At 65.2% G+C, this 22,077-nt stretch carries 25 protein-coding genes; 3 read left to right on the top strand and 22 right to left on the bottom strand.

Annotated features, from left to right (window positions below):
• Nucleotides 1–2 precede the first annotated feature (2 nt).
• The 20 genes from J2W36_RS00230 to J2W36_RS00135 form a co-directional block, all read right to left on the bottom strand.
• Complete coding sequence (locus J2W36_RS00230) at nucleotides 3–758, bottom strand: pyridoxine 5'-phosphate synthase (protein WP_307687643.1); 756 nt, start codon at nucleotides 756–758, stop codon at nucleotides 3–5.
• Nucleotides 755–1,525 (bottom strand): DNA repair protein RecO, encoded by a 771-nt coding sequence (gene recO, locus J2W36_RS00225; protein ID WP_307687642.1) that lies wholly within the window; start codon nucleotides 1,523–1,525, stop codon nucleotides 755–757. The genes J2W36_RS00230 and recO overlap by 4 nt, the downstream gene beginning before the upstream one ends.
• A 93-nt stretch (nucleotides 1,526–1,618) precedes the next feature.
• Nucleotides 1,619–2,605 (bottom strand): GTPase Era, encoded by a 987-nt coding sequence (gene era / locus J2W36_RS00220; RefSeq protein ID WP_307687641.1) that lies wholly within the window; start codon nucleotides 2,603–2,605, stop codon nucleotides 1,619–1,621.
• 20 nt (nucleotides 2,606–2,625) lie between these two features.
• On the bottom strand, nucleotides 2,626–3,321 hold the full coding sequence (gene rnc, locus J2W36_RS00215; protein WP_370869225.1) for a ribonuclease III: 696 nt from the start codon (nucleotides 3,319–3,321) through the stop codon (nucleotides 2,626–2,628).
• Between the two features lie 13 nt (nucleotides 3,322–3,334).
• Nucleotides 3,335–3,685 (bottom strand): DUF4845 domain-containing protein, encoded by a 351-nt coding sequence (locus J2W36_RS00210; protein ID WP_307687639.1) that lies wholly within the window; start codon nucleotides 3,683–3,685, stop codon nucleotides 3,335–3,337.
• Between the two features lie 7 nt (nucleotides 3,686–3,692).
• The gene (lepB, locus tag J2W36_RS00205) at nucleotides 3,693–4,664 is read right to left on the bottom strand and encodes a signal peptidase I (protein ID WP_307687637.1); all 972 of its coding nucleotides are present in this window, start codon (nucleotides 4,662–4,664) and stop codon (nucleotides 3,693–3,695) included.
• A 7-nt stretch (nucleotides 4,665–4,671) separates the two neighbouring features.
• The gene (lepA, locus tag J2W36_RS00200; RefSeq protein WP_307687636.1) at nucleotides 4,672–6,483 is read right to left on the bottom strand and encodes a translation elongation factor 4; all 1,812 of its coding nucleotides are present in this window, start codon (nucleotides 6,481–6,483) and stop codon (nucleotides 4,672–4,674) included.
• 523 nt (nucleotides 6,484–7,006) lie between these two features.
• Nucleotides 7,007–8,515 carry a DegQ family serine endoprotease gene (locus J2W36_RS00195; RefSeq protein WP_307687635.1) on the bottom strand — a complete coding sequence of 503 codons (1,509 nt, stop codon included), beginning with the start codon at nucleotides 8,513–8,515 and terminating at the stop codon, nucleotides 7,007–7,009.
• A 130-nt stretch (nucleotides 8,516–8,645) separates the two neighbouring features.
• Nucleotides 8,646–9,737, bottom strand: a complete 1,092-nt coding sequence (locus tag J2W36_RS00190; RefSeq protein WP_307687634.1) for a MucB/RseB C-terminal domain-containing protein — start codon at nucleotides 9,735–9,737, stop codon at nucleotides 8,646–8,648.
• A 14-nt stretch (nucleotides 9,738–9,751) separates the two neighbouring features.
• Nucleotides 9,752–10,423 (bottom strand): sigma-E factor negative regulatory protein, encoded by a 672-nt coding sequence (locus J2W36_RS00185; RefSeq protein WP_307687633.1) that lies wholly within the window; start codon nucleotides 10,421–10,423, stop codon nucleotides 9,752–9,754.
• 17 nt (nucleotides 10,424–10,440) lie between these two features.
• Nucleotides 10,441–11,115, bottom strand: coding sequence for an RNA polymerase sigma factor RpoE (rpoE, locus tag J2W36_RS00180; RefSeq protein WP_307687632.1), 675 nt, complete (start codon nucleotides 11,113–11,115; stop codon nucleotides 10,441–10,443).
• Nucleotides 11,112–11,606 carry a hypothetical protein gene (locus J2W36_RS00175; protein WP_307687631.1) on the bottom strand — a complete coding sequence of 165 codons (495 nt, stop codon included), beginning with the start codon at nucleotides 11,604–11,606 and terminating at the stop codon, nucleotides 11,112–11,114. The genes rpoE and J2W36_RS00175 overlap by 4 nt, the downstream gene beginning before the upstream one ends.
• Nucleotides 11,607–11,619: 13 nt before the next feature.
• A complete protein-coding gene (gene fabF, locus J2W36_RS00170) occupies nucleotides 11,620–12,864 on the bottom strand; it encodes a beta-ketoacyl-ACP synthase II (RefSeq protein ID WP_307687630.1) in 1,245 nt (414 codons plus the stop codon).
• Nucleotides 12,865–12,957: 93 nt separating this feature from the next.
• Nucleotides 12,958–13,197, bottom strand: coding sequence for an acyl carrier protein (gene acpP, locus J2W36_RS00165; RefSeq protein ID WP_007830471.1), 240 nt, complete (start codon nucleotides 13,195–13,197; stop codon nucleotides 12,958–12,960).
• A 101-nt stretch (nucleotides 13,198–13,298) separates the two neighbouring features.
• Nucleotides 13,299–14,042 (bottom strand): 3-oxoacyl-ACP reductase FabG, encoded by a 744-nt coding sequence (gene fabG, locus J2W36_RS00160; RefSeq protein WP_307687629.1) that lies wholly within the window; start codon nucleotides 14,040–14,042, stop codon nucleotides 13,299–13,301.
• Nucleotides 14,039–14,998, bottom strand: coding sequence for an ACP S-malonyltransferase (gene fabD, locus J2W36_RS00155; protein WP_307687628.1), 960 nt, complete (start codon nucleotides 14,996–14,998; stop codon nucleotides 14,039–14,041). Before fabD ends, fabG begins: the two co-directional genes overlap by 4 nt.
• Before the next feature lie 64 nt (nucleotides 14,999–15,062).
• The gene (locus J2W36_RS00150) at nucleotides 15,063–16,040 is read right to left on the bottom strand and encodes a beta-ketoacyl-ACP synthase III (RefSeq protein ID WP_307687627.1); all 978 of its coding nucleotides are present in this window, start codon (nucleotides 16,038–16,040) and stop codon (nucleotides 15,063–15,065) included.
• The gene (gene plsX, locus J2W36_RS00145) at nucleotides 16,040–17,092 is read right to left on the bottom strand and encodes a phosphate acyltransferase PlsX (RefSeq protein WP_307687626.1); all 1,053 of its coding nucleotides are present in this window, start codon (nucleotides 17,090–17,092) and stop codon (nucleotides 16,040–16,042) included. Before plsX ends, J2W36_RS00150 begins: the two co-directional genes overlap by 1 nt.
• 97 nt (nucleotides 17,093–17,189) lie before the next feature.
• Nucleotides 17,190–17,372: a 50S ribosomal protein L32 gene (gene rpmF, locus J2W36_RS00140; protein ID WP_307687625.1), complete on the bottom strand. Its 183-nt coding sequence runs from the start codon at nucleotides 17,370–17,372 to the stop codon at nucleotides 17,190–17,192.
• A 161-nt stretch (nucleotides 17,373–17,533) separates the two neighbouring features.
• Nucleotides 17,534–18,082, bottom strand: coding sequence for a YceD family protein (locus J2W36_RS00135; protein WP_307687624.1), 549 nt, complete (start codon nucleotides 18,080–18,082; stop codon nucleotides 17,534–17,536).
• Nucleotides 18,083–18,120: 38 nt separating this feature from the next.
• Between J2W36_RS00135 and J2W36_RS00130 the strand changes: the two genes are divergently transcribed.
• From J2W36_RS00130 to J2W36_RS00120, 3 genes are read left to right on the top strand one after another with little or no spacing between them, the layout of a single operon-like run.
• On the top strand, nucleotides 18,121–18,702 hold the full coding sequence (locus J2W36_RS00130) for a Maf family protein (RefSeq protein WP_307687623.1): 582 nt from the start codon (nucleotides 18,121–18,123) through the stop codon (nucleotides 18,700–18,702).
• On the top strand, nucleotides 18,699–19,457 hold the full coding sequence (locus J2W36_RS00125) for an SAM-dependent methyltransferase (RefSeq protein ID WP_307687622.1): 759 nt from the start codon (nucleotides 18,699–18,701) through the stop codon (nucleotides 19,455–19,457). The genes J2W36_RS00130 and J2W36_RS00125 overlap by 4 nt, the downstream gene beginning before the upstream one ends.
• Before the next feature lie 3 nt (nucleotides 19,458–19,460).
• On the top strand, nucleotides 19,461–20,612 hold the full coding sequence (locus J2W36_RS00120; protein ID WP_307687621.1) for an MFS transporter: 1,152 nt from the start codon (nucleotides 19,461–19,463) through the stop codon (nucleotides 20,610–20,612).
• Between the two features lie 29 nt (nucleotides 20,613–20,641).
• Here J2W36_RS00120 and J2W36_RS00115 read toward each other — a convergent pair whose 3' ends face one another.
• Both J2W36_RS00115 and J2W36_RS00110 read right to left on the bottom strand, forming a co-directional pair.
• Nucleotides 20,642–21,685, bottom strand: a complete 1,044-nt coding sequence (locus J2W36_RS00115) for a S49 family peptidase (protein WP_307687620.1) — start codon at nucleotides 21,683–21,685, stop codon at nucleotides 20,642–20,644.
• An 18-nt stretch (nucleotides 21,686–21,703) separates the two neighbouring features.
• Nucleotides 21,704–22,072, bottom strand: coding sequence for a Rieske (2Fe-2S) protein (locus tag J2W36_RS00110; protein WP_307687619.1), 369 nt, complete (start codon nucleotides 22,070–22,072; stop codon nucleotides 21,704–21,706).
• Between the last annotated feature and the right edge of the window lie 5 nt (nucleotides 22,073–22,077).

Raw genomic sequence — 22,077 nt, 5'->3', positions numbered from 1 at the left:
CTTCAGGCGGCTTCGCGGATGCAGCGCAGATAGTCGGCCGTGGTTGCCGCGTAGCCCAGTTCCAGCGCGTCGGCCACGAAGGCATGGCCGATCGAGACTTCGAGCACGCCGGGGACGGCGCGCAGGAATTCGGTCAGGTTGTCGCGGCTCAGGTCATGGCCGGCGTTGACTTCGAGCCCGACCGCTTGCGCGGCGCGGGCCGTGTCGATGTAACGCTGCAGCACGGCCGTGGCTTCAGGCGTGCCGCGAGAAGCGGCGTAGCCCTCGGTGTAGAGCTCCACGCGGTCGGCGCCCACAGCCTTGACCGCAGCCATCATCGACGGCTCCGGGTCCATGAACAGGCTCACGCGCACCCCCAGCGCCTGTGCCTCGGCGATCAGCGGGCGCAGGCGCTCGGCATCGTCCGGGAAGGTCCAGCCATGGTCGCTGGTCGACTGCGTTTCGCTGTCTGGCACGAAGGTCGCCTGGTGCGGGCGCAGTGCGCGCACGAAGCTCATCAGGTTCTGCAACGGATTGCCCTCGATGTTGAACTCGACACCCGGCCAGTCCCTGGCGAGCAGCATCGACAGATCGTGCACATCGTGCGCGCGGATGTGCCGCTCGTCGGGCCGCGGATGCACGGTGATGCCTTGGGCGCCCGCCGCCAGGCACAGCGTGGCGGCCCGCGTAACGCTGGGAATGCCGAGGTGGCGCGTGTTGCGCACCAAGGCGACCTTGTTGAGGTTGACGGATAGGGACGGGGTGCCGGTGGTGCTCATAGGGCCTGCAGTTCTCTCATCATCTGCCGAGTGCGCAGCGTTGTGACGCCGCAATGGTAGTTGAGCAGCACGCGCAGCTGGCTGCGCAGTGCGCTGTTGGTGCCGGCGCTCAGGGTCGCCACCGCGCGCAGTGTGGCGGTGAAAGGTGTGGGGTCGTCGAGCGCAGCCTGCAACACCGCCCAGTGGCGCCCGGTCAGGCCCGCTTCACCCTCCAACGCCTGGCGCAGGCCGGCCTCGGCCACCAGCGTATAGCGCGTGGTCCGTGCGAGCGGATGCAGCGTGAGCGTCTCGGCCTCCAGCCCGGGCAGCAGGCCGGTCTCGCGCATCAGCAGCAGCTCGAAGGCGCGCAGCGACGCGGCCTGCGTCGTCGCCTGCGCCTTGCCATGGTCGCCGGCGAGCACCTGCACCACGCCCGCATAGGCATCGAACAGCGCCTGGTGCGGGTCGTCGCGCGCCAGCAGGCGCAGCAGGAGTTCGTTGAGGTAGTAACCCGACAGCAGCGCCTCGCCGGTCGGCATCACATGGCCGCCCATCCATTCGGCGCCCTTGAGCGTACGGATCTCTGCGTCGCCGCCATAGTTGAGCTGCAGCGGCTGCAGCGGCAGCAGCACCGGACGGAAATTGGAGCTGGGCCGCTTCGCGCCTTTGGCCACCAGCGCGATGCGCCCGTGGTGGCGGGTAAAGACCTCCAGGATCAGGCTCGATTCGCTCCAGTCGTAACGATGGAGCACATAGGCCGGTTCGTGGGAAACGCGGTGGGTGGACATGTCAGTGCGCAAGCGGCTTTGCAAGGCCGCTGGCGGTGTCCCCTGCAAGGGGATGGGCGGCTACCGAAGCGAGCAAACCTGGAGGTTCGCCGATTACTCGTAGCCGAAGGACCGCACGCGGGCTTCATCGTCCGCCCAGCCCGAACGCACCTTGACCCACAGCTCGATGAAGACCTTGGCATCGGCCAGCTTCTCCAGCTCGACGCGGGTCTCCATGCCGATGCGCTTGATGCGTTCGCCCTTGTCGCCGATCACCATCGCCTTGTGCGAATCGCGCTCCACGACGATGGTCGCGGCAATGCGCAGCAGGCGCTTCTGGCCCTTTTTCTGCGGCGGCTCTTCCTCGAACTTGTCGATGATCACCGTCGAGGTGTAGGGCAGTTCGTCACCGGTCAGGCGGAACAGCTTTTCGCGCACCAGTTCACCCGCGAGGAACTTCTCGCTGCGATCGGTGAGCTCGTCTTCCTCGTAGAACCAGGGCTGCTCGGGCAGGTACTTCGCGCAGATCGCGAACATGCGCTCGACGTCCTTGGCGCTCTTGGCCGACATCGGCACGATCTCGGCGAACGGATGCTTTTCCTGCATCGTCTGCAGCCAGGGCGCCACGTCGCCGCGACGATGGATGTTGTCCAGCTTGTTGGCCAGCAGCACGATCGGGATGCCCTTGCTCAGCAACGCCAGCACGCGCGCGTCGGCCGGCGTGAAGCTGCCGGCCTCGACCACGAACAGGATCAGGTCGACGTCGCCGACCGCACCCTGCACCGCCTTGTTGAGCGACTTGTTGAGCGCATTGCCATGCAGCGTCTGGAAGCCGGGCGTGTCGACGAAAACGAACTGCGTCGCGTCGATGGTGCGCATGCCGGTGATGCGGTGGCGTGTGGTCTGTGCCTTGCGCGAGGTGATGCTGATCTTCTGGCCGACCAGCGCATTGAGCAAGGTCGACTTGCCGACGTTCGGCTTGCCGACGATGGCGATCAGACCGCAGTGCCGCGCGCCGGTCGTGGCGGCCGCATCGGCCGCAGGGGGGACAGCGCTCGGGCCGTCTTCGGGTGCTGCGGGGGCGTTGACGTTATCGTTCATGGGTTCTTTCAGCGCGACACTCAGGCGCGACGTGACTTGAGGCGAATCAGCATGGCCGCGGCCGCGGCCTGCTCGCCGGCGCGCCGCGAGCCGCCGATGCCCCGCTCGCTGAGGCCCAGTTCAGGGACTTCGCATTCGACTTCGAAGGTCTGCTTGTGGGCCGCACCGAGCGTGCCGGCCACGCGGTAGACCGGCAGCTTCATTTTGTGGCCCTGCAGCCATTCCTGCAATTCCGTCTTCGGGTCCTTGGAGGCGGCATCCATGCGGGGATTGATTTCCACCGCTTCGTAGAGGCGATGCACCAGGTCCTGCGCGGCCGCATAGCCCGCGTCGAGGTAGACAGCACCGATCACGGCTTCCAGCGCGTCGGCGAGGATGGACGGCCGGTTCGGGCCGCCCGACTTGGCCTCGCCCTCGCCCAGTCGCAGCAGCGGCGACAGCGCGAGCTTGACCGCCAGCTGGTGCAGCGTGTCCTGCTTGACGAGGTTGGCGCGCACGCGCGACAGATCCCCTTCGGGCATCGTCGACAAGCGCCGGTACAGCAGGTGCGAAACAGCCAGGTTCAACACCGAGTCGCCGAGGAATTCGAGGCGCTCGTTGTGGTCGGACGAAAAGCTGCGATGCGTCAACGCCATCTGCAGCAGGCGCTGGTCGGCGAACGCATGCTGCAGGCGTGCCTGCAGCCCGGCGAGACCGCCTTCGGATGAACTTGCCACGGCCATCAGCGACTCAACGGGACTGGCCCTTGTAGCGCAGCACCAGGAAGGCAGGACCCACCAGGTGAATTTCGCGCTCGTAGGCATAGGCGACCACCATGCGGTTGCCCGAGCGCTGCACGTCGAGGTCCTTGCCGCTGACGGCGGTGAAGTCTTCCACGGCCTGCACACGGTCGAAGATGGCCCGCACTTCGGGCACGGTCGTGCCTTCCTTGGCCTGGTTGGCCGCCTTGTCGATGGCCTGGTATTCGATCAGCGTCGGGATGACCTGCGCGGCCACCACGCCCACGCAGCCGAGCACCACGACCACGAACAGAAGGCCGAGAAAGGAGGCACCGCGCTGGTTCTTGGGTCGAAGGTTCACTTGCCACTCACTGGAAACCGCCAATGCGCTTGAGGTCGCCGAAGTTCATCCAGACGAAGAAGGCACGTCCGACGATGTTCTTGTCGGGCACGAAGCCCCAATAGCGCGAATCCAGCGAGTTGTCGCGGTTGTCGCCCATCATGAAGTAGTGGCCGGGCGGCACCTTGCAGACCACGCCCTCGACGCTGTAGCGGCAGGCATCCTGGTTGGCAAAGGGAATCACCTCCACCTCCGACACGCCGGCACGGCGGCCGTCGTCGTTCAGGATGCGATGCTGCTTGGTACCGAGCTGCTCGTTGAACTGCTTGAGGTAGCGCATCGCGTCCTCGTCGAAGAACTCGGGCAAGGCGTCCTTGCTGATGGGCTGGCCGTTGATCGTGAGCTTCTTGTTCAGGTAGGCGACCTCGTCGCCGGGCACGCCGACCACCCGCTTGATGTAGTCGAGGCTGGGCTGGGGCGGATAGCGGAACACCATCACGTCGCCGCGCGCCGGTGGCGTGCCTTCGGTGATCTTGGTGTTGATCACCGGCAGGCGCAGGCCGTAGGTGAACTTGTTCACCAGGATCAGGTCGCCCGTGAGGAGTGTCGGCATCATCGAGCCCGACGGAATCTTGAAGGGCTCGAACAGGAAGGAGCGCAGCAGGAAGACCACCAGGATCACCGGGAACAGGCCGGCGGTCCAGTCGAGCCACCAGGGCTGCATGAGCAGGCGATCGCGCGCCTTGTCGTCGACCGTGTCCACGTGCGTGATGCCCTGGCGCGCGAGTTCCTCGCGGCGCGTGGCCAGCGACGTTTCCAGCGCAGCGGCCGCACGGCGGCGCCGGGGCAGGAAATAGAAGCGCTCGGCCAGCCAGTAGATGCCGGTGACGACGACTGCCAGGAACAGCAGGAGCGCGAAGTTGCCTTCGACCGCGCCGAAGTACCAGGCACCAATGTAGGCGGCAAAGGCCGCGAGGATCAGGGAGGTGATGAATGCCATGATGGTTTCAGTCTTCGACTTGCAGGATCGCGAGGAATGCCTCTTGGGGCACCTCGACGGAGCCGATCTGCTTCATGCGCTTCTTGCCCGCCTTCTGCTTTTCGAGCAGCTTCTTCTTGCGGGAGATGTCGCCGCCATAGCACTTGGCCAGAACGTTCTTGCGCAGCGCCTTGATTGTCTCACGCGCGATGATGTTGACGCCGATCGCCGCCTGGATCGCGACGTCGAACATCTGGCGGGAAATGATCTCGCGCATCTTGGAGACCACGGCGCGGCCGCGGTACTGGCTTTGCGAGCGGTGCACGATGATCGACAGCGCATCGACCTTTTCGCCATTGAGCAGAATGTCGACCTTCACCACGTCGGAGGCGCGGTACTCCTTGAACTCGTAGTCCATGGAGGCATAGCCACGACTCACCGACTTGAGCTTGTCGAAGAAGTCCAGCACGATCTCGCCGAGCGGCATTTCGTAGGTGAGCATCACCTGGCGACCGTGGTAGGCCATGTTGAGCTGTACGCCGCGCTTCTGCACGGCCAGGGTCATCACGACGCCCACATACTCCTGCGGCATGTAGAGGTGCACGGTGACGATGGGTTCGCGGATCTCGCTCATCTTGCCCACGTCGGGCATCTTCGACGGGTTCTCCACCATGATCACTTCGCCGCCGGTGCGCACCACCTGGTAGACCACGCTGGGCGCGGTCGTGATCAAGTCCTGGTCGAACTCGCGCTCCAGGCGCTCCTGCACGATTTCCATGTGCAGCAGGCCCAGGAAGCCACAGCGAAAGCCGAAGCCCAGCGCCTGGCTCACTTCGGGCTCATAGCGCAGCGACGAGTCGTTGAGCTTGAGCTTCTCCAGCGCATCGCGCAGCGAGTCGTACTCGCTCGCCTCGGTGGGGTAGAGCCCGGCGAACACCTGCGGCTGGATCTCCTTGAAACCGGGCAGGGCCTCGGTGGCCGTGGCCGCCGCGCCGCCGGTACCCGGCTTGATCAGCGTGACGGTGTCTCCGACCTTGGCGGCCTGCAGTTCCTTGATGCCGGCGATGATGTAGCCCACTTCGCCCGCTTCGAGCGAAGCGCGCGGTTCGTTGGCCGGTGTGAACACGCCGATGTTGTCCGCGTTGTACATCGCACCCGACGCCATCATCTTGATGCGCTCGCCCTTGACCAGGCGACCATCGACCACACGCACCAGCATCACCACGCCGACGTACGGGTCGAACCAGCTGTCGACGATCATCGCGCGCAGGGGGCCCTCGGGGTTGCCGCGCGGTGCGGGCATCTTCGCGACGATGGCTTCGAGGATGTCGTCGATACCCACGCCGGTCTTCGCCGAGCAGGGAATCGCATCGGTCGCATCGATGCCGATGACGTCCTCGATTTCAGTGCGCGCGTTGTCGAGGTCGGCGTTGGGCAAGTCGATCTTGTTGAGCACCGGGATCACCTCGACACCCAGGTCGAGCGCGGTGTAGCAATTGGCCACTGTCTGTGCTTCGACACCCTGCGACGCATCGACCACCAGCAGCGCGCCTTCGCATGCGGACAGCGAGCGGCTCACCTCGTACGAGAAGTCGACGTGACCCGGCGTATCGATGAGATTGAGGTTGTAGATCTGGCCGTCCTTGGCCTTGTAGCGCAGTGCCGCCGTCTGCGCCTTGATGGTTATCCCACGCTCGCGCTCGATGTCCATCGAGTCGAGCACCTGGGCTTCCATCTCGCGCTCCGCAAGGCCGCCACAACGCTGGATCAGACGGTCGGCGAGCGTCGACTTGCCATGGTCGATGTGCGCAATGATCGAAAAATTTCTGATGTGATTCATCAACGGGAACGCTTAAGTACTTGAATTGCATTGGCCGCAGAACGCAGCAGGCAAGAAAAAAGGGCGCGTCTGAAAGAGACGCGCCCTGAACCAACAAGCAATGGCAACTGCAGTAGTTGGAACTTCATTGTAGGCAAAAAGGGGGGCGCGTACATGACCAAAGGTCGTCCGAAGGGGTCGTTGCAGGTCAGCAACATGGAAGTTATAAACAACTTATCAACAGGAACTGTGGATCAGTTCTTGGACAACTTGTGGGTGAACTGTGGAGCGTTGGTGGACTGCCTGTAGACATACCGCATCGTGAACCACGATCCGGGCCTTATGCATGAGCGGGCTACCGGAACCACCCTATTCTACCAAAAACCATCGTTAAGCCTTCATTTGAAGTTAGTAAACACCAACAAAAGGAAGGTCGATTTCGACCAGAAATTTTTCACATGGCGCCGCTCCGGAGAGTCCACGGCGAAAAAAAGGCCCCAAACCCGACTGGAGGATGGGGCCACTTTGATCGCTGCGAAGACGCTCAGCGCGCAGGCCGGATGAGCGCGTATTGCGCCCAATCTCCACGTCTGAACAGCACGCTGACCGGCTTGCTCTTGTCGGCCCGGCCGACCGCTGCGTCGAATTCCTTCATGTTCAGCACCTCGACATTGCCGACCGCGAGAATCACGTCCCCCTCGCGCAGGCCCGCCTTGGAGGCGCTCTCGGTGGCCGCCTCGATCTTCACGCCGCCCTTGACCTTGAGTTCTTTCTTCTGCGCATCAGTGAGTTCGCTCACTGCCAGTCCCAAGGACTTGGCCGCGGCCGACACTGGCGGCGTCTTGGGCGTCGGCTCTTCCCGATCGGGTGTCCGCTTGGCGGGCTTGTCGGCCTCGATCTCGGCAATGGTCACGGCCAGATCGCGCGAACTGCCTCGGCGGAACACGGTCAGCGTGCTCTTGGTGCCCGGCTTCGTATTGCCCACCAGGCGCGGCAGGTCGCTGGGCTTCTCGATGGGCTTGCCGTCGAACCGGGTGATGATGTCGCCCGCCTCGACGCCGGCCTTCTCGCCTGGCGAACCGGCCTCCACGCTGCGCACGAGCGCGCCTTGCGCCTTGCCCAGGCCGATCGACTCGGCCACGTCCTTGGTCACCTGGTCGATCTGCACGCCAATGCGGCCGCGCGACACACGGCCCGTGGCGCGCAACTGGTCGCTCACGCGGATTGCCTCGTCGATCGGGATCGAGAACGAGATGCCCATGAAGCCGCCCGAGCGCGAGTAGATCTGGCTGTTGATGCCCACCACCTCGCCGCGCATGTTCAGCAGTGGCCCGCCCGAATTGCCGGGGTTGATCGCCACGTCGGTCTGAATGAACGGCAGGTACTCACCCGTGTCACGTTGCTTGGCGCTCACGATGCCTGCGGTCACGGTGTTCTCCAGGCCGAAAGGCGAGCCGATGGCCATCACCCATTCGCCCACGCGCAGCTTGGAGATGTCGCCGATCTTGACGGCCGGCAGCCCGGTGGCATCGATCTTGACCACTGCCACATCGGTGCGCTTGTCCGCACCGATGATGCGGGCCTTGAATTCACGCTTGTCGGGCAAGGTGACCAGCACCTCGGACGCGTCTTCGACCACGTGCGCGTTGGTCATCACAAACCCGTCGGCGCTCAGGATGAAGCCCGAACCCACGCCGCGCGGCCGCTCTTCTTCCTGTGGTTCCGGCTGCCGGTTGGACCGTGGCGGCGTCGAGCGCGGCGTGCCGGGCAGTGGTTGCCCGAAGAAACGGCGGAAGAATTCCTGCATCTCCTCGTCCATCTCACCCGAGCCCGGCGCACCTGGCACGCCCGGGGTGCGCTGTGCCACCTTCTCGATGGTGCGGATGTTGACAACCGAAGGCCCGACCTGATCGACCAGGTCGGTGAAGTCAGGCAACGTGCGGGTTTGCGCCTGCACCGCCTCAACCGGCAGAAAACTGCCCACGGTGGTGACGGCCAGCGCGGCGGCCAGAAAGCAGGAGCGAAGACTCAGGGCTTCGACTTTGAGCATCATCAGGGTTCTTTCCTTGGGAAATCTCTGGGATATCGGTGAACAACGGCATCACACTGCGAATCCAGGCGCTGCGCCCCCAGCGTGCATGCCTCGACCCGTTGTAGCGCGGGTCCGTGCAACACGTCAACGGTCAACGCACACGTGCAAGGTTCTGGGCGAACGATTCGAGTGTCTGTGCGGGAACTTCGCCCACGGCCGTCAGCCACCAGTCGCCATTTCTGTCGACCAGCCGGCGCGTGAGGGTGTGCGTGGCACCCAGCGCGAGCGACGCCTCCTTGGATTGGCGCGACGCATCGTAAGGTTCGATGAACAACGAGACCGATGCCAGGCCGTCAGTGAAGGTCCACTGCATCGTGCGCTCAGGATTCGCATCGCCGTCGAGCGCGCGGCGGTAGACACTCACCGGCTTGAAGCCGGGTACGGTGGTCTTGAGCGACCAACCCTCGGCCACGGCCGTCGTGCGCTCGAGCTCAGACTTCTCGATGCGGTAGCCCGCCGTGTTGCCCATCATCTGCGACAGCGCGGCCATCTTGATCGGCGCATCGAGCTGCAATTCCGAGAAGGCCGACTGTTCGATCACGCGACCGTCACCGTCGACCGTCTGCAACGCGATCACCAGCCCAGAGCGACGCTCGCTCCAGATACGGTAGCCAAAGCGCATACCGTCGTGTGGCGAGAGCTGGACCACGTCGGCGTCGAAGCCGGCCACGCGGCCCTTGCCCAACAAACCGACTTCGTAATAGTCGCTCACGCCCGAATCGGGGCTGCCCGGCAGATTGGGAAAGATGTCCAGGTTCTCGCGCTTCTCGCTCTTGACGACCTTGGCCTCCGGCAGGAACGTCATGATGTGGTCGTTGCGCCGAAAGGTCGAGCGCGGTGCTCCCGACAGCACCTCGATGCGCTCCATCAGGACACCGCCCTTGGCCACATGCCAGATGCGCGCGCTCGACAGGTTGCCGGTCGCCGCGGAGACCACGAAAGTGCCGACGTAGCTGCGTGTGCGCGAGGCCGAATGCATACGGCGCAGCCACTCGGCGGCATTGAGCGCGGGGGGCGTCTCGGCCACGGTCAGCACATGCGATGCACTCGACGACGGGCTGGCCGGCTCCCCTGGATGCGATGGCCCCCGAAGTTGGGCGCCGGCGCCCTGCGCCAGGCACAACGCGGCAGCAAGTGCGGCGCCACGGACACCCGCCGGCATCGAAACGGTGATGATTCCCATCGGCAGGCGCGCCCTCAGCGCGACGATCCTTCGAAAGTGGCGTTGCGGAGAAAGCCCGAGGGCATCTGCGAGGCGCCACCGGCCTGCTGGTGCGCCTCAAGCAACTGGTCCAGGCGCGGATCGCGCAGCATCACTTGGGGCATGTTGCCCACCACTACGCGGCTCGGTTCGAGCACGGGAACCACCGAGGAAGCTGCAGGCACCCTCTCGGCCACGGCCACGATGGCATTCGCCGAGGTGCCCTGGCTGGTGGACTGCTGCGCAAGCTCCGCGCCGACCCCCATACCTGCGCCGGCGCCGTAACCCACGAAATTCCAGCCGATCGCCGCGGCAGCGGCAAGCGACGCCGCGCCTGCGACCAGCTTCCACCTGAACATGGGTTCGTTGGCCGCCTCCACACGCTGGACCACCGGGTGCGCCACAGTCACGGGCACCAGCACGGGTTTGGCCCTCGGTGGCTCCTCGGCCAAGCGCTTCTGCAGGCGCGCCATGAAGGCGCTCGTGTCGGTGCAAGGGGCGTGGTTGCCCGTCCGCATGACGTCGCCAATCAGGTGGTAGGTCTGCCAGGTATTGCGCAGCGCCTCGTCGTCGCACACCTGGGCGACCGCCTGGACAAGGATCTGGCCTCGGAGTTGGCCGTCAGCCAATGCGGACACCTGTTCACGTGCTGATTCTGAATGGTTCATTTGATTCACCTGCTTACCTACCAACGCTTGCCGGACTGGTTGTCGAGCATGGGCTTCACCCGTGCCGAAATGGCTTCGCGCGCCCGGAATATCCGCGAACGCACCGTGCCAATCGGGCAATTCATGATCTCGGCAATCTCTTCGTAACTCATGCCCTCGATCTCGCGCAGCGTGACCGCCTGCCGCAGTTCCGCAGGCAATGCGGCCATGGCGGCCTCGACCACCGCTGCGATTTCATTCGCAGCGAGCACCGTTTCGGGGGTTTCGTCGCTGATTGGTTCGTTTCCGGGCCGGTAAGTTTCATCCTCGTCGTCGGAACTCGAGCGCAGTGCGCTTTCCGAGACCGTCGGATCGCGTTTCATGTCGACCAGCGCCTTCTTGGCGGTGTTGACGGCGATCCGATAGAGCCAGGTGTAGAACTGGGCTTCGCCGCGGAACTGGTGCAGCGCGCGGTACGCTCGAATGAAGGTTTCCTGGGCGATATCTTCGACCAGGTCCACATCGCGCACCATGCGTCCGATCAACCGTTCGATGCGGCGCTGGTATTTGATGACGAGCAACTCGAACGCCTTCTGATCGCCCGCGACGGTGCGTTGGACCAGTTGGAAGTCGACCTCGCCCGGACGCGGCTCGGCCGGCGACGCGTCGGTCGAACCGGAATCCGGAGGAGCAGGCGGTAGGGAAGCTGTCATGAAAAGGTCGAAGACGCGCGAGCGACCTGCGGTCCCACGGCATGGGAATCTGGGGCCGTCGATGGCGCGCGCGAATATACCGCACGACGGAGGTCCGGCCAGTGCGCCGGTTCACTGCACGCGTCGAGCCACAGCCAGCGAGAGGACTCGCCAGCGCGCTGCAAGCGAACGAGCAGCAGCGACTGAAGGTCCAGGCAGACCTCGACGCACTCCGCGTGCAGGAGCGTCGCGCCCTTCAGCGACCACCCATTGCTGTCGAACTGCAGCATGCCGGCACCTTGCGCGCGGCCCGTACGGCCCTCATGACGCAGGGCCCAGCCCGCCAGCAACACGCTGCCGCCAAGCAGGACAGTGCGCCAGCCAACGTGTTGCAACTGCCAGGCCGTGAGCGCAGTCACGCACGCACCCGCCCACCAGAGGCCTAACAGCAGACGTGCGGCGTTGCGCGACGAACGCCCCACCGGATAACTCACCGACGGAGCGCTGTGCATGAAGGAAGCAGACTCAAGCGCGCTTGAACACCAGCGTGCCGTTGGTGCCGCCAAAGCCGAAGTTGTTCTTCACCGCGACCTCGATCTTCACGTCCCGCGCCTCGTTGGCACAGTAGTCCAGATCGCATTCCGGGTCTTGATTGAAGATGTTGATCGTTGGCGGGCTCTTCTGGTGATGCAGTGCCAGCACGGTGAAGACCGACTCGATGCCCCCCGCACCGCCCAGCAGATGCCCCGTCATCGACTTGGTCGAGTTGACGATCATCTTCTTCGCATGCGCGCCGAAGGTGTTCTTGATCGCGTTGGTCTCATTCAGGTCGCCCAGCGGCGTGGACGTGCCATGCGCGTTGAGGTACTGCACCTGGTCCGCATTCACACCCGCGTTGGCAAGCGCCATGCTCATCGAGCGACGCGGACCGTCGACGTTGGGTGCGGTCATGTGATAGGCGTCCGCGCTCATGCCGAAACCGGAGATTTCGGCATAGATCTTGGCGCCGCGGGCCTTGGCATGTTCGTACTCCTCGAGCACCATCACGCCCGAGCCTTCGCCCAGCACGAAGCCGTCGCGGTCCTTGTCCCAGGGACGCGAAGCCGTTTTCGGATCGTCGTTGCGCGTCGACAACGCACGCGCGGCCGCAAAGCCGCCAATGCCCAACGGCGACACGGTGGACTCGGCGCCGCCCGCGATCATCACGTCGGCGTCGCCGTATTCGATCATGCGCGCGGACAGGCCGATCGCATGCAGGCCCGTGGTGCAAGCCGTGACCACAGCGATGTTCGGGCCCTGGAAGCCGTACTTGATCGACACGTGGCCGGAGATCATGTTGATGATCGAGGCCGGCACGAAGAAAGGCGAGACGCGGCGCGGGCCACGGTTGACGAGTTCTGCGTGCGTCTGCTCGATCATCGGCAGTCCACCGATGCCCGAACCGATGTTGCAGCCGATGCGGGTGGCCTCTTCGGGCGAAAGTTCTTCGCCGGTCTTGAGGCCACTGTCCTGGACCGCCTGGATGGCGGCCGCCATCCCGAGATGGATGAAGCGGTCCATGTGACGCGCTTCCTTCTCGGAAATGTATTGGGTGATATCGAAGCCCTTCACCTCGCCTGCAAATCTGCAGGCGAAAGGACTGGCGTCGAACGCTTGAATGGTGTCAATGCCCGACTTGCCGGCCAACAGGTTGGACCAGGATTCGGCCACCGTATTTCCAACAGGGGCGATGCAACCGAGACCGGTCACGACAACGCGGCGTTTGGTCATGCCGGCAAACCTTTCTCGAGACGCTGAAGCACCGTCGGATCTTGTGCACGGACTGCCGAAGCGCCGCGAGCCATGACGGTGTCAGCCGGCCGTTCAGGCCTTTTGATTTTTGGTGGCGTAGTCGACGGCGTTCTGCACCGTCGTGATCTTTTCTGCGTCTTCGTCGGGGATCTCGATGCCGAACTCGTCTTCGAGTGCCATCACGAGTTCGACCGTGTCGAGCGAGTCAGCGCCCAGATCGGCCACGAAAGCCTTCTCGTTGGTGACTTGGGACTCTTCAACGCCGAGTTGTTCGGCAATGATTTTTTTGACACGTGCTTCGATATCGCTCATTTGGTTCCCTCTGGGGGTTGTAAAGAATCGGTGGATTTTAACTGGCCCGCGACCGGCAATCGCCGGACGGACCCTACGGGAAAAGATTGCGCGATGCGCCTTTACATGTGCATGCCGCCGTTGACGTGCAGTTCCTGCCCCGTCACGTACGACGCCTGCGGCGATGCAAGGTACGCCACCGCATGCGCGATGTCCGCCGGCTTGCCCAGGTGCCCCAGCGGAATCTGCGAGAGCAGCGCCTGCTGTTGGGCCTCGGGCAGGCTGGCGGTCATGTCGGTCTCGATGAAGCCCGGCGCGACGCAGTTGACGGTGATGTTGCGGCTGCCCAGTTCGCGCGCCAGGGCGCGCGTCATGCCTGCCACACCGGCCTTGGCCGCTGCGTAGTTGGCCTGGCCGGCGTTGCCAGCCGCGCCCACCACGCTCGTGATGCTGATGATGCGGCCATAACGCTGCTTCATCATCGGTCGAATCACGGCCCGCGACATGCGAAACACGGCTTTGAGATTGGTGTCGATCACCGCATCCCAGTCGTTGTCCTTGAGCCGCATGGCAAGCATGTCGCGCGTGATGCCGGCGTTGTTGACCAGCACATGCAGGCCGCCGTGTAGCTTGACGATGTCGTCGACCAGCGCCTCGAGCGCCGCGCCGTCATTCACGTCGAGCATGCAGCCCTGGCCGCCGAAGGCCGACAGCGCGCTGGAGATCTTGGCTGCGCCGTCCTGCGTCGTGCCGGTGCCGATGACTTTCAGGCCATGCTGGGCGAGTTCAAGTGCGATGGCAGCGCCAATGCCGCGCGTCGCGCCGGTCACCAGGGCGACCTGGCCTTCAAAGGAGGGTTTGCTCATGGGGTGGGATTCAACAGTTGGCGGACGTCGGCCAGCGTGGCCGGATCGTAGATTGAAGCGGCGGCGAGTTCAGGAGCAATGCGCTTGGCCATGCCGGCGAGCACCTTGCCGGGGCCGCATTCGACCATCGCCTCGACGCCACGGGCCTGGAGCGCCTGGACGCTTTCGACCCAGCGCACCGGGCCGGCTGCCTGGCGCACCAGCGCCTCACGGATGCGTTCGACATCCGTCTCGACAGCCACGTCGATGTTGTTGAGCACCGGAATCTGCGGCGCGGCCAGCGTGACCGACGCCAGCTTCTCGCGCAGCGCCTCGGCCGCAGGCTTCATCAGGCTTGAGTGAAACGGCGCGGACACCGGCAGCAGCAACGCACGCTTGGCACCGTGGGCCTTGACGATCTCGCAGGCCTTGTCGACCGCCGCCTTGCTGCCGGCGATCACGGTCTGCATCGGGTCGTTGAAGTTCACGGCTTCGACCACTTCGGCACTGCCTGCACCGAAGCTGGCAGTGGCCTCGGCGCAGCCGGCGATGACCTTGGCGGCGTCCATGCCGAGCACGGCCGCCATGGCGCCCACGCCGACTGGCACGGCCTGCTGCATCGCTTCAGCGCGAAAGCGCACGAGTGGCGCGGCTTGCGCCAGCGTCAGGACGCCGGCAGCGACCAACGCGGAATATTCACCCAGCGAATGGCCCGCGACCACCGAGGGCCGGGCGCCTCCTTCGGCCAGCCAGGCGCGCCAAGCGGCGACGCCGGCCACCAGCATGACGGGCTGCGTGTTGGTGGTGAGCGCGAGCGCCTCCTTCGGACCCTCGTGGATCAGCGTCGCCAGATCCAGGTCCATGGCGTCGGAGGCTTCGCGCAGGGTTTCGGCCACGGCGGGGTGATCGCCCCACGCGTCGAGCATGCCGACCGACTGGGAGCCCTGGCCTGGAAAGACAAAAGCAAAGGATTTCATGGTGTTAGGTCTTCTGTCGCAACACAGAACCCGCCGCATGACGGCGGGCTCCGCAGCATGCGGACTACAGATTCAAAAGGACGGCGCCCCAGGTGAAACCGCCGCCCACGCCTTCGAGCATGAGCGTTTCACCCTTCTTGATCTTGCCGCTGCGCACCGATTCATCGAGCGCCAGCGGAATCGAAGCGGCCGAGGTATTGCCGTGCGCGTGCACCGTCACGATCAGCTTCTCGCGCGAGAGCTTCAGCTTCTTGGCCGTACCCTCCATGATGCGGATGTTGGCTTGGTGCGGCACGAGCCAGTCGATGTCGGCCTCGGTCTTGCCTGCCTTGTCCAGCGTGGCGCGGGCCGCATCCTCGAGCACGCGCACCGCGAGCTTGAAGACCGCCTGGCCATCCATGTGCAGGAGCGGCGTGCCCAGCACCTTGCCGCCAGAGACATGACCGGGCACACACAGGATGCCGACATGCTTGCCGTCGGCATGCAGATCGCTCGCCAGGATCCCCGGCTCATCGCTCGCTTCAAGCACCACCGCACCTGCGCCGTCGCCGAACAGCACGCAGGTCGTGCGATCGTTGAAATCCAGGATGCGCGAAAACACTTCGGCACCCACGACCAGTGCGCACTTGGCGGTGCCGGTCTTGATCAGCGAATCGGCCACGGTCAGCGCATACACGAAGCCGCTGCACACCGCCTGCACGTCGAACACCGGACAGCCGGCAATGCCCAGCTTGTGCTGGAGGATGGCGGCCGACGACGGGAACACCATGTCCGGGGTCGAGGTCGCCACGATGATCAGGTCGATCTCGTCGGCACGGCGGCCGGCTGACTCCAGCGCATTTTTACAGGCCTCGAGCGCGAGATCGCTGCTCGTCACATCCGGCGCCGCGAAGTGCCGAGCGTGAATGCCCGTGCGCTCGATGATCCATTGATCGGACGTTTCGATGCCGCGGGTGGCCAGGTCTCTCGCGAGGTCGTCGTTGGTGACACGGCGGGGGGGCAGGTAGCTGCCGGTGCCGGTGATACGTGAATAAGGGGTCATCAGGCGTGGAGCGCCGCCGCGTCGACCGGCGCCGCCGGTTCGTGCCGCGCGAGCAAGGGCGCGGCGTGGGCGATGCGGGCCCGCACGCGATCGAGCAGGTTGTTGCGAGCGGCATCATAAGCGCGATCGAGCGCATGACCGAATGCGAGTTCGTCGGCCGAGCCATGGCTCTTGAAAACCAGCCCACGCAGTCCCAGCAGTGCCGCGCCGTTGTAGCTGCGGTGATCCAGGCGCTTTTTGAGTGCTTTTAACACCGGATACGACACGATCGCTGCAAATTTGCTGAAAACACCATTCGAATACTCGGCGCGCAAATAGTCGACGATCATCGAAGCGACGCCTTCGCTCGCCTTCAGTGTCACGTTGCCGACAAAGCCGTCACACACCACGATGTCAGTCGTGCCCTTGAAGATGTCGTTGCCTTCCACGTTGCCGTGGAAGTTCAGGTCCTTCGACAGGGCAGCCGCACGCAGCAGTTGACCGGCTTTCTTGATGGTTTCGCTGCCTTTGATCGCTTCTTCGCCGACATTGAGCAAACCCACCGTGGGCGACTCGTTGCCGGTGAGCGACGACACCAGGGCCGAACCCAGGACCGCGAACTGCAGCAGATCGCCGGCGTCGCAATCCACGTTGGCACCCAGATCGAGCACGGTGGTGGCGCCACCCTTTGCATTGGGCAGGCGTGTGGCAATGGCCGGGCGATCGATGCCCTCCATGGTCTTGAGAAGATAGCGTGCGATCGCCATCAAAGCACCGGTATTGCCCGCAGATATCGCAGCCTGCGCGGCACCCAGCTTGACCTGCTCGATCGCCAGACGCATCGAGGAGTCTTTTTTCTTGCGAAGCGCGATCTCGATGGGGTCGTCCATGCCGACGACCTCGCTGGCCGCAACCAATGTGGCGCGGGGATGCGAAAAACCAGCCAATTGCTCAGGCTTGCCGACCAGCAGCAGATGTGCGTCGACATAGCGCTCCAGAAAAGCGCGGCAGGCGGGCAGCGTGATGCGCGGCCCGTGGTCGCCTCCCATGCAATCCACGGCCAACGTGATCACAGGGGGCGCCGAAGCGAAAGAGGATGGCGTGACCATCAAAACAAAGGCCCGACGCTACAAGAGGCGTAGCTTCGGGCCTCGGCCTTGGATATCGCGATCAGGCTTCGGACTTGTTCTTCAGAACCTGGCGGCCACGGTAGAAACCGTTGGGGCTGATGTGGTGACGCAGGTGGATTTCGCCAGTGGTCGGTTCCACGGCGGTGCCGGGCACGACCAGCGCGTTGTGGGAACGATGCATGCCGCGCTTCGAGGGCGACTTCTTGTTTTGCTGGACGGCCATGGTGGCTCCTGGAAATATTCGGTTGAGTGGGCGGGCATGCGCTCGGCTGGGGCACATCTGCTTTCGGGGTTCCCGAGAGAGCCTGATTGCCGACGGCGGCGCGCGCGAAGCCCATGATTATAGCGCGACCTCGCAAAGAGCGCCAGCCCGCTGATCGGGTGTCACTCCGACTTGCGCGGACGCAACGCATCGAGCGCCGCAAAAGGATTCGGCTTGGCTTCCAGCGCCTGGTCGAAAGCCGGGTCAACGGCCGACAGCTGCACGGGCTCGGGGCAGACTTCGTGCGTGGGCGTGATCGGCAGATCCATCAGGAGCTCGTCCTCGATCAGTGCGGCCAGATCGAAATCGCGTCCACCCACGAGCACATCTTCTTCCGAGTTCTCGTCTTCGACTGCTGCGGTTTCCTCGTCGGCGACGAAGCGGAACCAGCGGTCGACCTGCAACGCGATGTCCACGGGCGCCAGGCAGCGCTGGCACACGAGCGGCACCACGGTCTCGGCAGCGAGGTGCAGCCAGGGCACGGCGTTGCCGCCAGCACCCGTTCGCTCCTGCCCCGTGGCCTCCCACTGGACGACGGCATCGGCGGCCGGATCGGCCAGTTCTGCACCCAGGCGGGTGTACCGGGTCAGCGGATCGCTGCCGGACAAGGTGGCCGCAGCTTCGGCGAAGGCCGAGACGTCGAGCCGGGCGGGCGTGAATTCTCTTTTCATCCCGCCCAGTCTAAACCGCTCGCGCACAATCTCCGACCATGCAACGCACTGTCATCCTCGCCTCGACCTCGCGCTACCGCCGCGAACTGCTCACCCGCCTGCAACTGCCCTTCGACGTTCACGCGCCCGATGTCGACGAAACCCCGCTGCCCAGCGAGGCACCGCAGGCACTCGCGCAGCGCCTTGCGCTGGAGAAGGCACGCGCGGTCGCTGCCAAATTTCCGGAGGCGGTGGTGATCGGCTCCGACCAGGTCGCCGACCTCGGTGGCGAGCCGCTGGGCAAGCCCGGCAACCACGAACGCGCGGTCGCCCAGTTGCGGCGCATGCGCGGCCAGACGCTCGTGTTCCAGACGGCCGTGGCCGTGGTCTGCCAGGCGACCGGCTTCGTCGAGCGGGACCTGGCGCCGGTGCGCGTGGTCTTTCGCGACCTGAGCGACGACGCCATCGAGCGCTACCTGCGCGCCGAGCAGCCCTACGACTGCGCCGGCAGCGCCAAGAGCGAAGGACTCGGTATCGCGCTGCTCGACGCCATCGACAGCGACGACCCGACCGCCCTCATCGGCCTGCCGCTGATCCGCACCAGCCGCATGCTGCGGGCAGCCGGCGTGGAGCTGCTGTGAGCACGGGCACGCTTTACCTCGTCCCCGCCCCGCTGGATTTCGGCTGCGACGAACAGGCACCACTGCAGGACGCACTGCCACTGGGCACGCTGCAAAAAGCCGCGGGCATCACCCACTGGATCTGCGAGAACGCCAAATCGGCCCGCGCCTACCTCAAGCGCATCGACGCGGTCATACCGCTGGCCGCGCCGCTGCAATCGCAGCAGATCCAGGAACTCCCGCGTGACGTGCACAAGAAAGGCGACCACGCCGGTCAATTCGACGCGCGTCCGCTTCTGACCGCCGCCCTCGAAGGCCACGATGTGGGCCTGCTGAGCGAAGCGGGCATGCCGGCGGTCGCCGACCCGGGCTCCTCCGTCGCGCGCGCCGCGCACGACCTGGGCATCGTGGTGGTGCCGCTGACCGGACCGGTCTCGCTGCTGCTCGCGCTCGCGGCCAGCGGCCTGAACGGCCAGAACTTCGCCTTCGTGGGCTACCTCCCGCAGGACGCCGACGCCCGCACGCAGCGCATCCGCGAGCTGGAGGCCCTGGCGCTGCGCAGCGGCCAGACCCAACTCTTCATCGAAACGCCCTACCGAAACGCCGCGGTGCTGCAGGCGCTGCTGCAGACACTGCAGCACAACACACGGCTGGCGGTCGCGCGCGGCATCACGCTGGCCAGTGCCACCACCTGCAGCCAGACCGTCAAGGCCTGGCGTTCGCAGAAGGCCGAAGGTGACCAGCGCGCACCCGCCGTCTTTGCGATCGGGCGCTAAAGGATGAAGGCGATCGTCACCGCGCGTACGCGCTGGGCCACGCGCGGCCTTTTCTTCGCTTCCGGCTTCATCTTCGCGACCTGGGGCGTGCACATACCCACGGTGAAGGCGCACTACGGCGTCGACGAGGCGGCGCTCGGGCTGGCCATGCTGGCGGCGGGCGTGGGTGCGCTGCTGGGACTGACACGCGCAGGCCAGTGGATCGGCCGCCACGGCGCGCGTCGCGTGGCCACGGCCTGCGGCGTGGTCTATGCGCTGCTGCTCGCCGGCCTCATCGCCATGCCGGGCTACAGCGCGCTGCTCGCGCTGCTGGGCCTGTTCGGCGTGGTGACAAGCGTGTTCGACGTGGCCATCAACACCGAAGCCTCGCAACTGGAACTGCACGGCCACCAGACGCTGATGAGCGGCATGCACGGCATGTTCAGCCTGGGCGGCATGGCCGGCGCCGTGACCGGCGGGGCCGCGCTGGCCGCAGGTCTGCAGCCGCAACACCATCTGTTGCTGGTCGCAGGCGTCATGGCGCTCACCGTGATGCTGTCGTCCACCGCGATGCTGCCCCGGGAAGCCACGGCCTCGGCGGGCGGCAACCACGGCTTTCGCCTGCCTCGCGGCACCCTTGCCGTGCTTGGCGTGCTGGCCGCGCTCGGCCTGATCGCCGAAGGCGCCATTTACGACTGGAGCGTGCTCTATCTGCAGCAGGAGCTGGGCAGTCCGCAGCAGCAGGCCGCGCTGGCCTATGCCAGCTTCTCTGCCGCCATGGCCGCCACACGCTTCGGCGGCGACGCCCTGCGCGCGCGCTTCGAGCCCGCCGTGCTGCTGCGCGCCAGCGCGCTGGTGGCAGCGGCGTCGATGGCACTGGTGCTTGTGACGGCCACGCCGTGGATTGCGCTGGTGGGATTTGCCGGCGTCGGGGTCGGCTTCGCCAATGTGGTGCCGATCCTGTTCTCCGCCTCGGCACGGGTGCCGGGCGTCGATCCGGCACGCGGCATCGCCGCGGTGTCCGCCCTCGCCTACCTCGGCTTCATGGTCGGGCCGCCGCTGATCGGCCTGCTCGCGCGCGTCAGTTCACTGACGGCCGCACTGGGCGTGGTGGTGATGTTCGCACTGGCCCTGGCGGCATCGGCGCGCCATGCCAATCCACCACCTTCGGCCTGAAGACACCGCAGAGGGGCACCGCAGGGGGGTCAGCGCAGCGCGGGCAACGTGCGCATGGCGCTCACCGAGGCATCGGCAAAGGCCGCGCCGAACTTCTTGGCCAGCTTTTCGGCCACGTTGTCGCGGCGGGTGTAGTCGATCACGTCCTCGGCCTTGATGACCTCGCGCGCCACGAAGTCGACGTTGCCCAACTGGTCGGCCAGGCCGAGGTCGACAGCCTGCTGGCCGCTCCAGAACAAGCCGCTGAAGAGGCCGGGCGTGTCGAGCTTCAGGCGGTCGCCGCGTCCGGTCTTGACCACGTTGATGAACTGCGCATGGATCTGGTCGAGCATCTGCTGCGCATGGGCGCGCTGGGCATCGTTCATCGGGCTGAACGGGTCGAGGAAGCCCTTGTTCTCGCCGGCAGTGAGCAGCCGGCGCTCGACGCCGACCTTGTCCATCAGCCCGGTGAAACCGAAGCCGTCCATCAGCACGCCGATGCTGCCCACGATACTCGCCTTGTCCACGTAGATCTTGTCGGTGGCAGCGGCAATGTAGTAGGCCGCCGAGGCACACGTCTCCTCGACCACCGCATACACCGGCTTGTTGTGCTTGGCCTTCAGGCGGCGGATTTCGTCGTTGATGATGCCGGCCTGCACCGGGCTGCCGCCGGGCGAGTTGATCAGCAGGATCACGCCCTTGGCGCTCGCATCCTCGAAGGCGGTCTTCATGGCGGCGATCACGAATTCGGCACTCGCATCGGCGCCGTTGGCGATTTCGCCCTTGATCTCGACGACGGCGGTGTGCGCGGTGGTGGTCGTGGTCGTTGCGGTGCCACGTGCCAGCGCAAACCAGGCCAGGAAGATGAAGAAGGCGAGCCACGACAGCCGGACGAAGGTCTTCCACCGGCGCGTGGACTTCTGCTCACGCAGAGCGGCGAAGGCGAGCTTTTCCAGCGTCGCGCGTTCCCAGCCGGTTTGGGAAGTGGGGTCGTTGTTGGCCATGGAGGGGGTCGAAGCAGAAGAGGAAGAAAGAGGGACCGTGCGTTCAAAGGGCTCGAAGCCCTCGGGTTCCCGGCGCGTGGGATCGGTCATGTCGGTTGAATGTCTTGTCTAGAAGGCCAGCGGGCGAAGGTTCGGGGCAGTATGCCAGTGGACCACGCCATCGCGCTCGCTCAGGGCGATCTTCACGAGGCCACCTCGGCAGGGGCCGCCTGCGCATTCGCCGGTCTCGGGGCTGTACGCCGCACCATGGGTGGCACACAGCAGCCACTGGCCGGAGTCGTCGAAGAAACGGTCGGGCTGGAAGTCCATTTCCATGGCGACGTGGCTGCAGCGGTTAAGGTAGGCATGAGGCCGACCTTCGAAACGCACCGCAAAGGCACGGCAGCTCTCGCCGCCGTACACCACGTCGAAAGGCACCGCCAAACCACCTTCGCCGAGGTCGGCGGCGTTGCACAGGGGGATGACTTCTTCACTCATGGGGG

This window comes from Variovorax ginsengisoli, from assembly GCF_030811835.1.
Taxonomy (GTDB): domain Bacteria; phylum Pseudomonadota; class Gammaproteobacteria; order Burkholderiales; family Burkholderiaceae_C; genus Variovorax; species Variovorax ginsengisoli_C.
The sequence above is the reverse complement of the archived record's forward strand: the minus strand, read 5'-3'. Positions and strand labels throughout refer to the sequence as shown.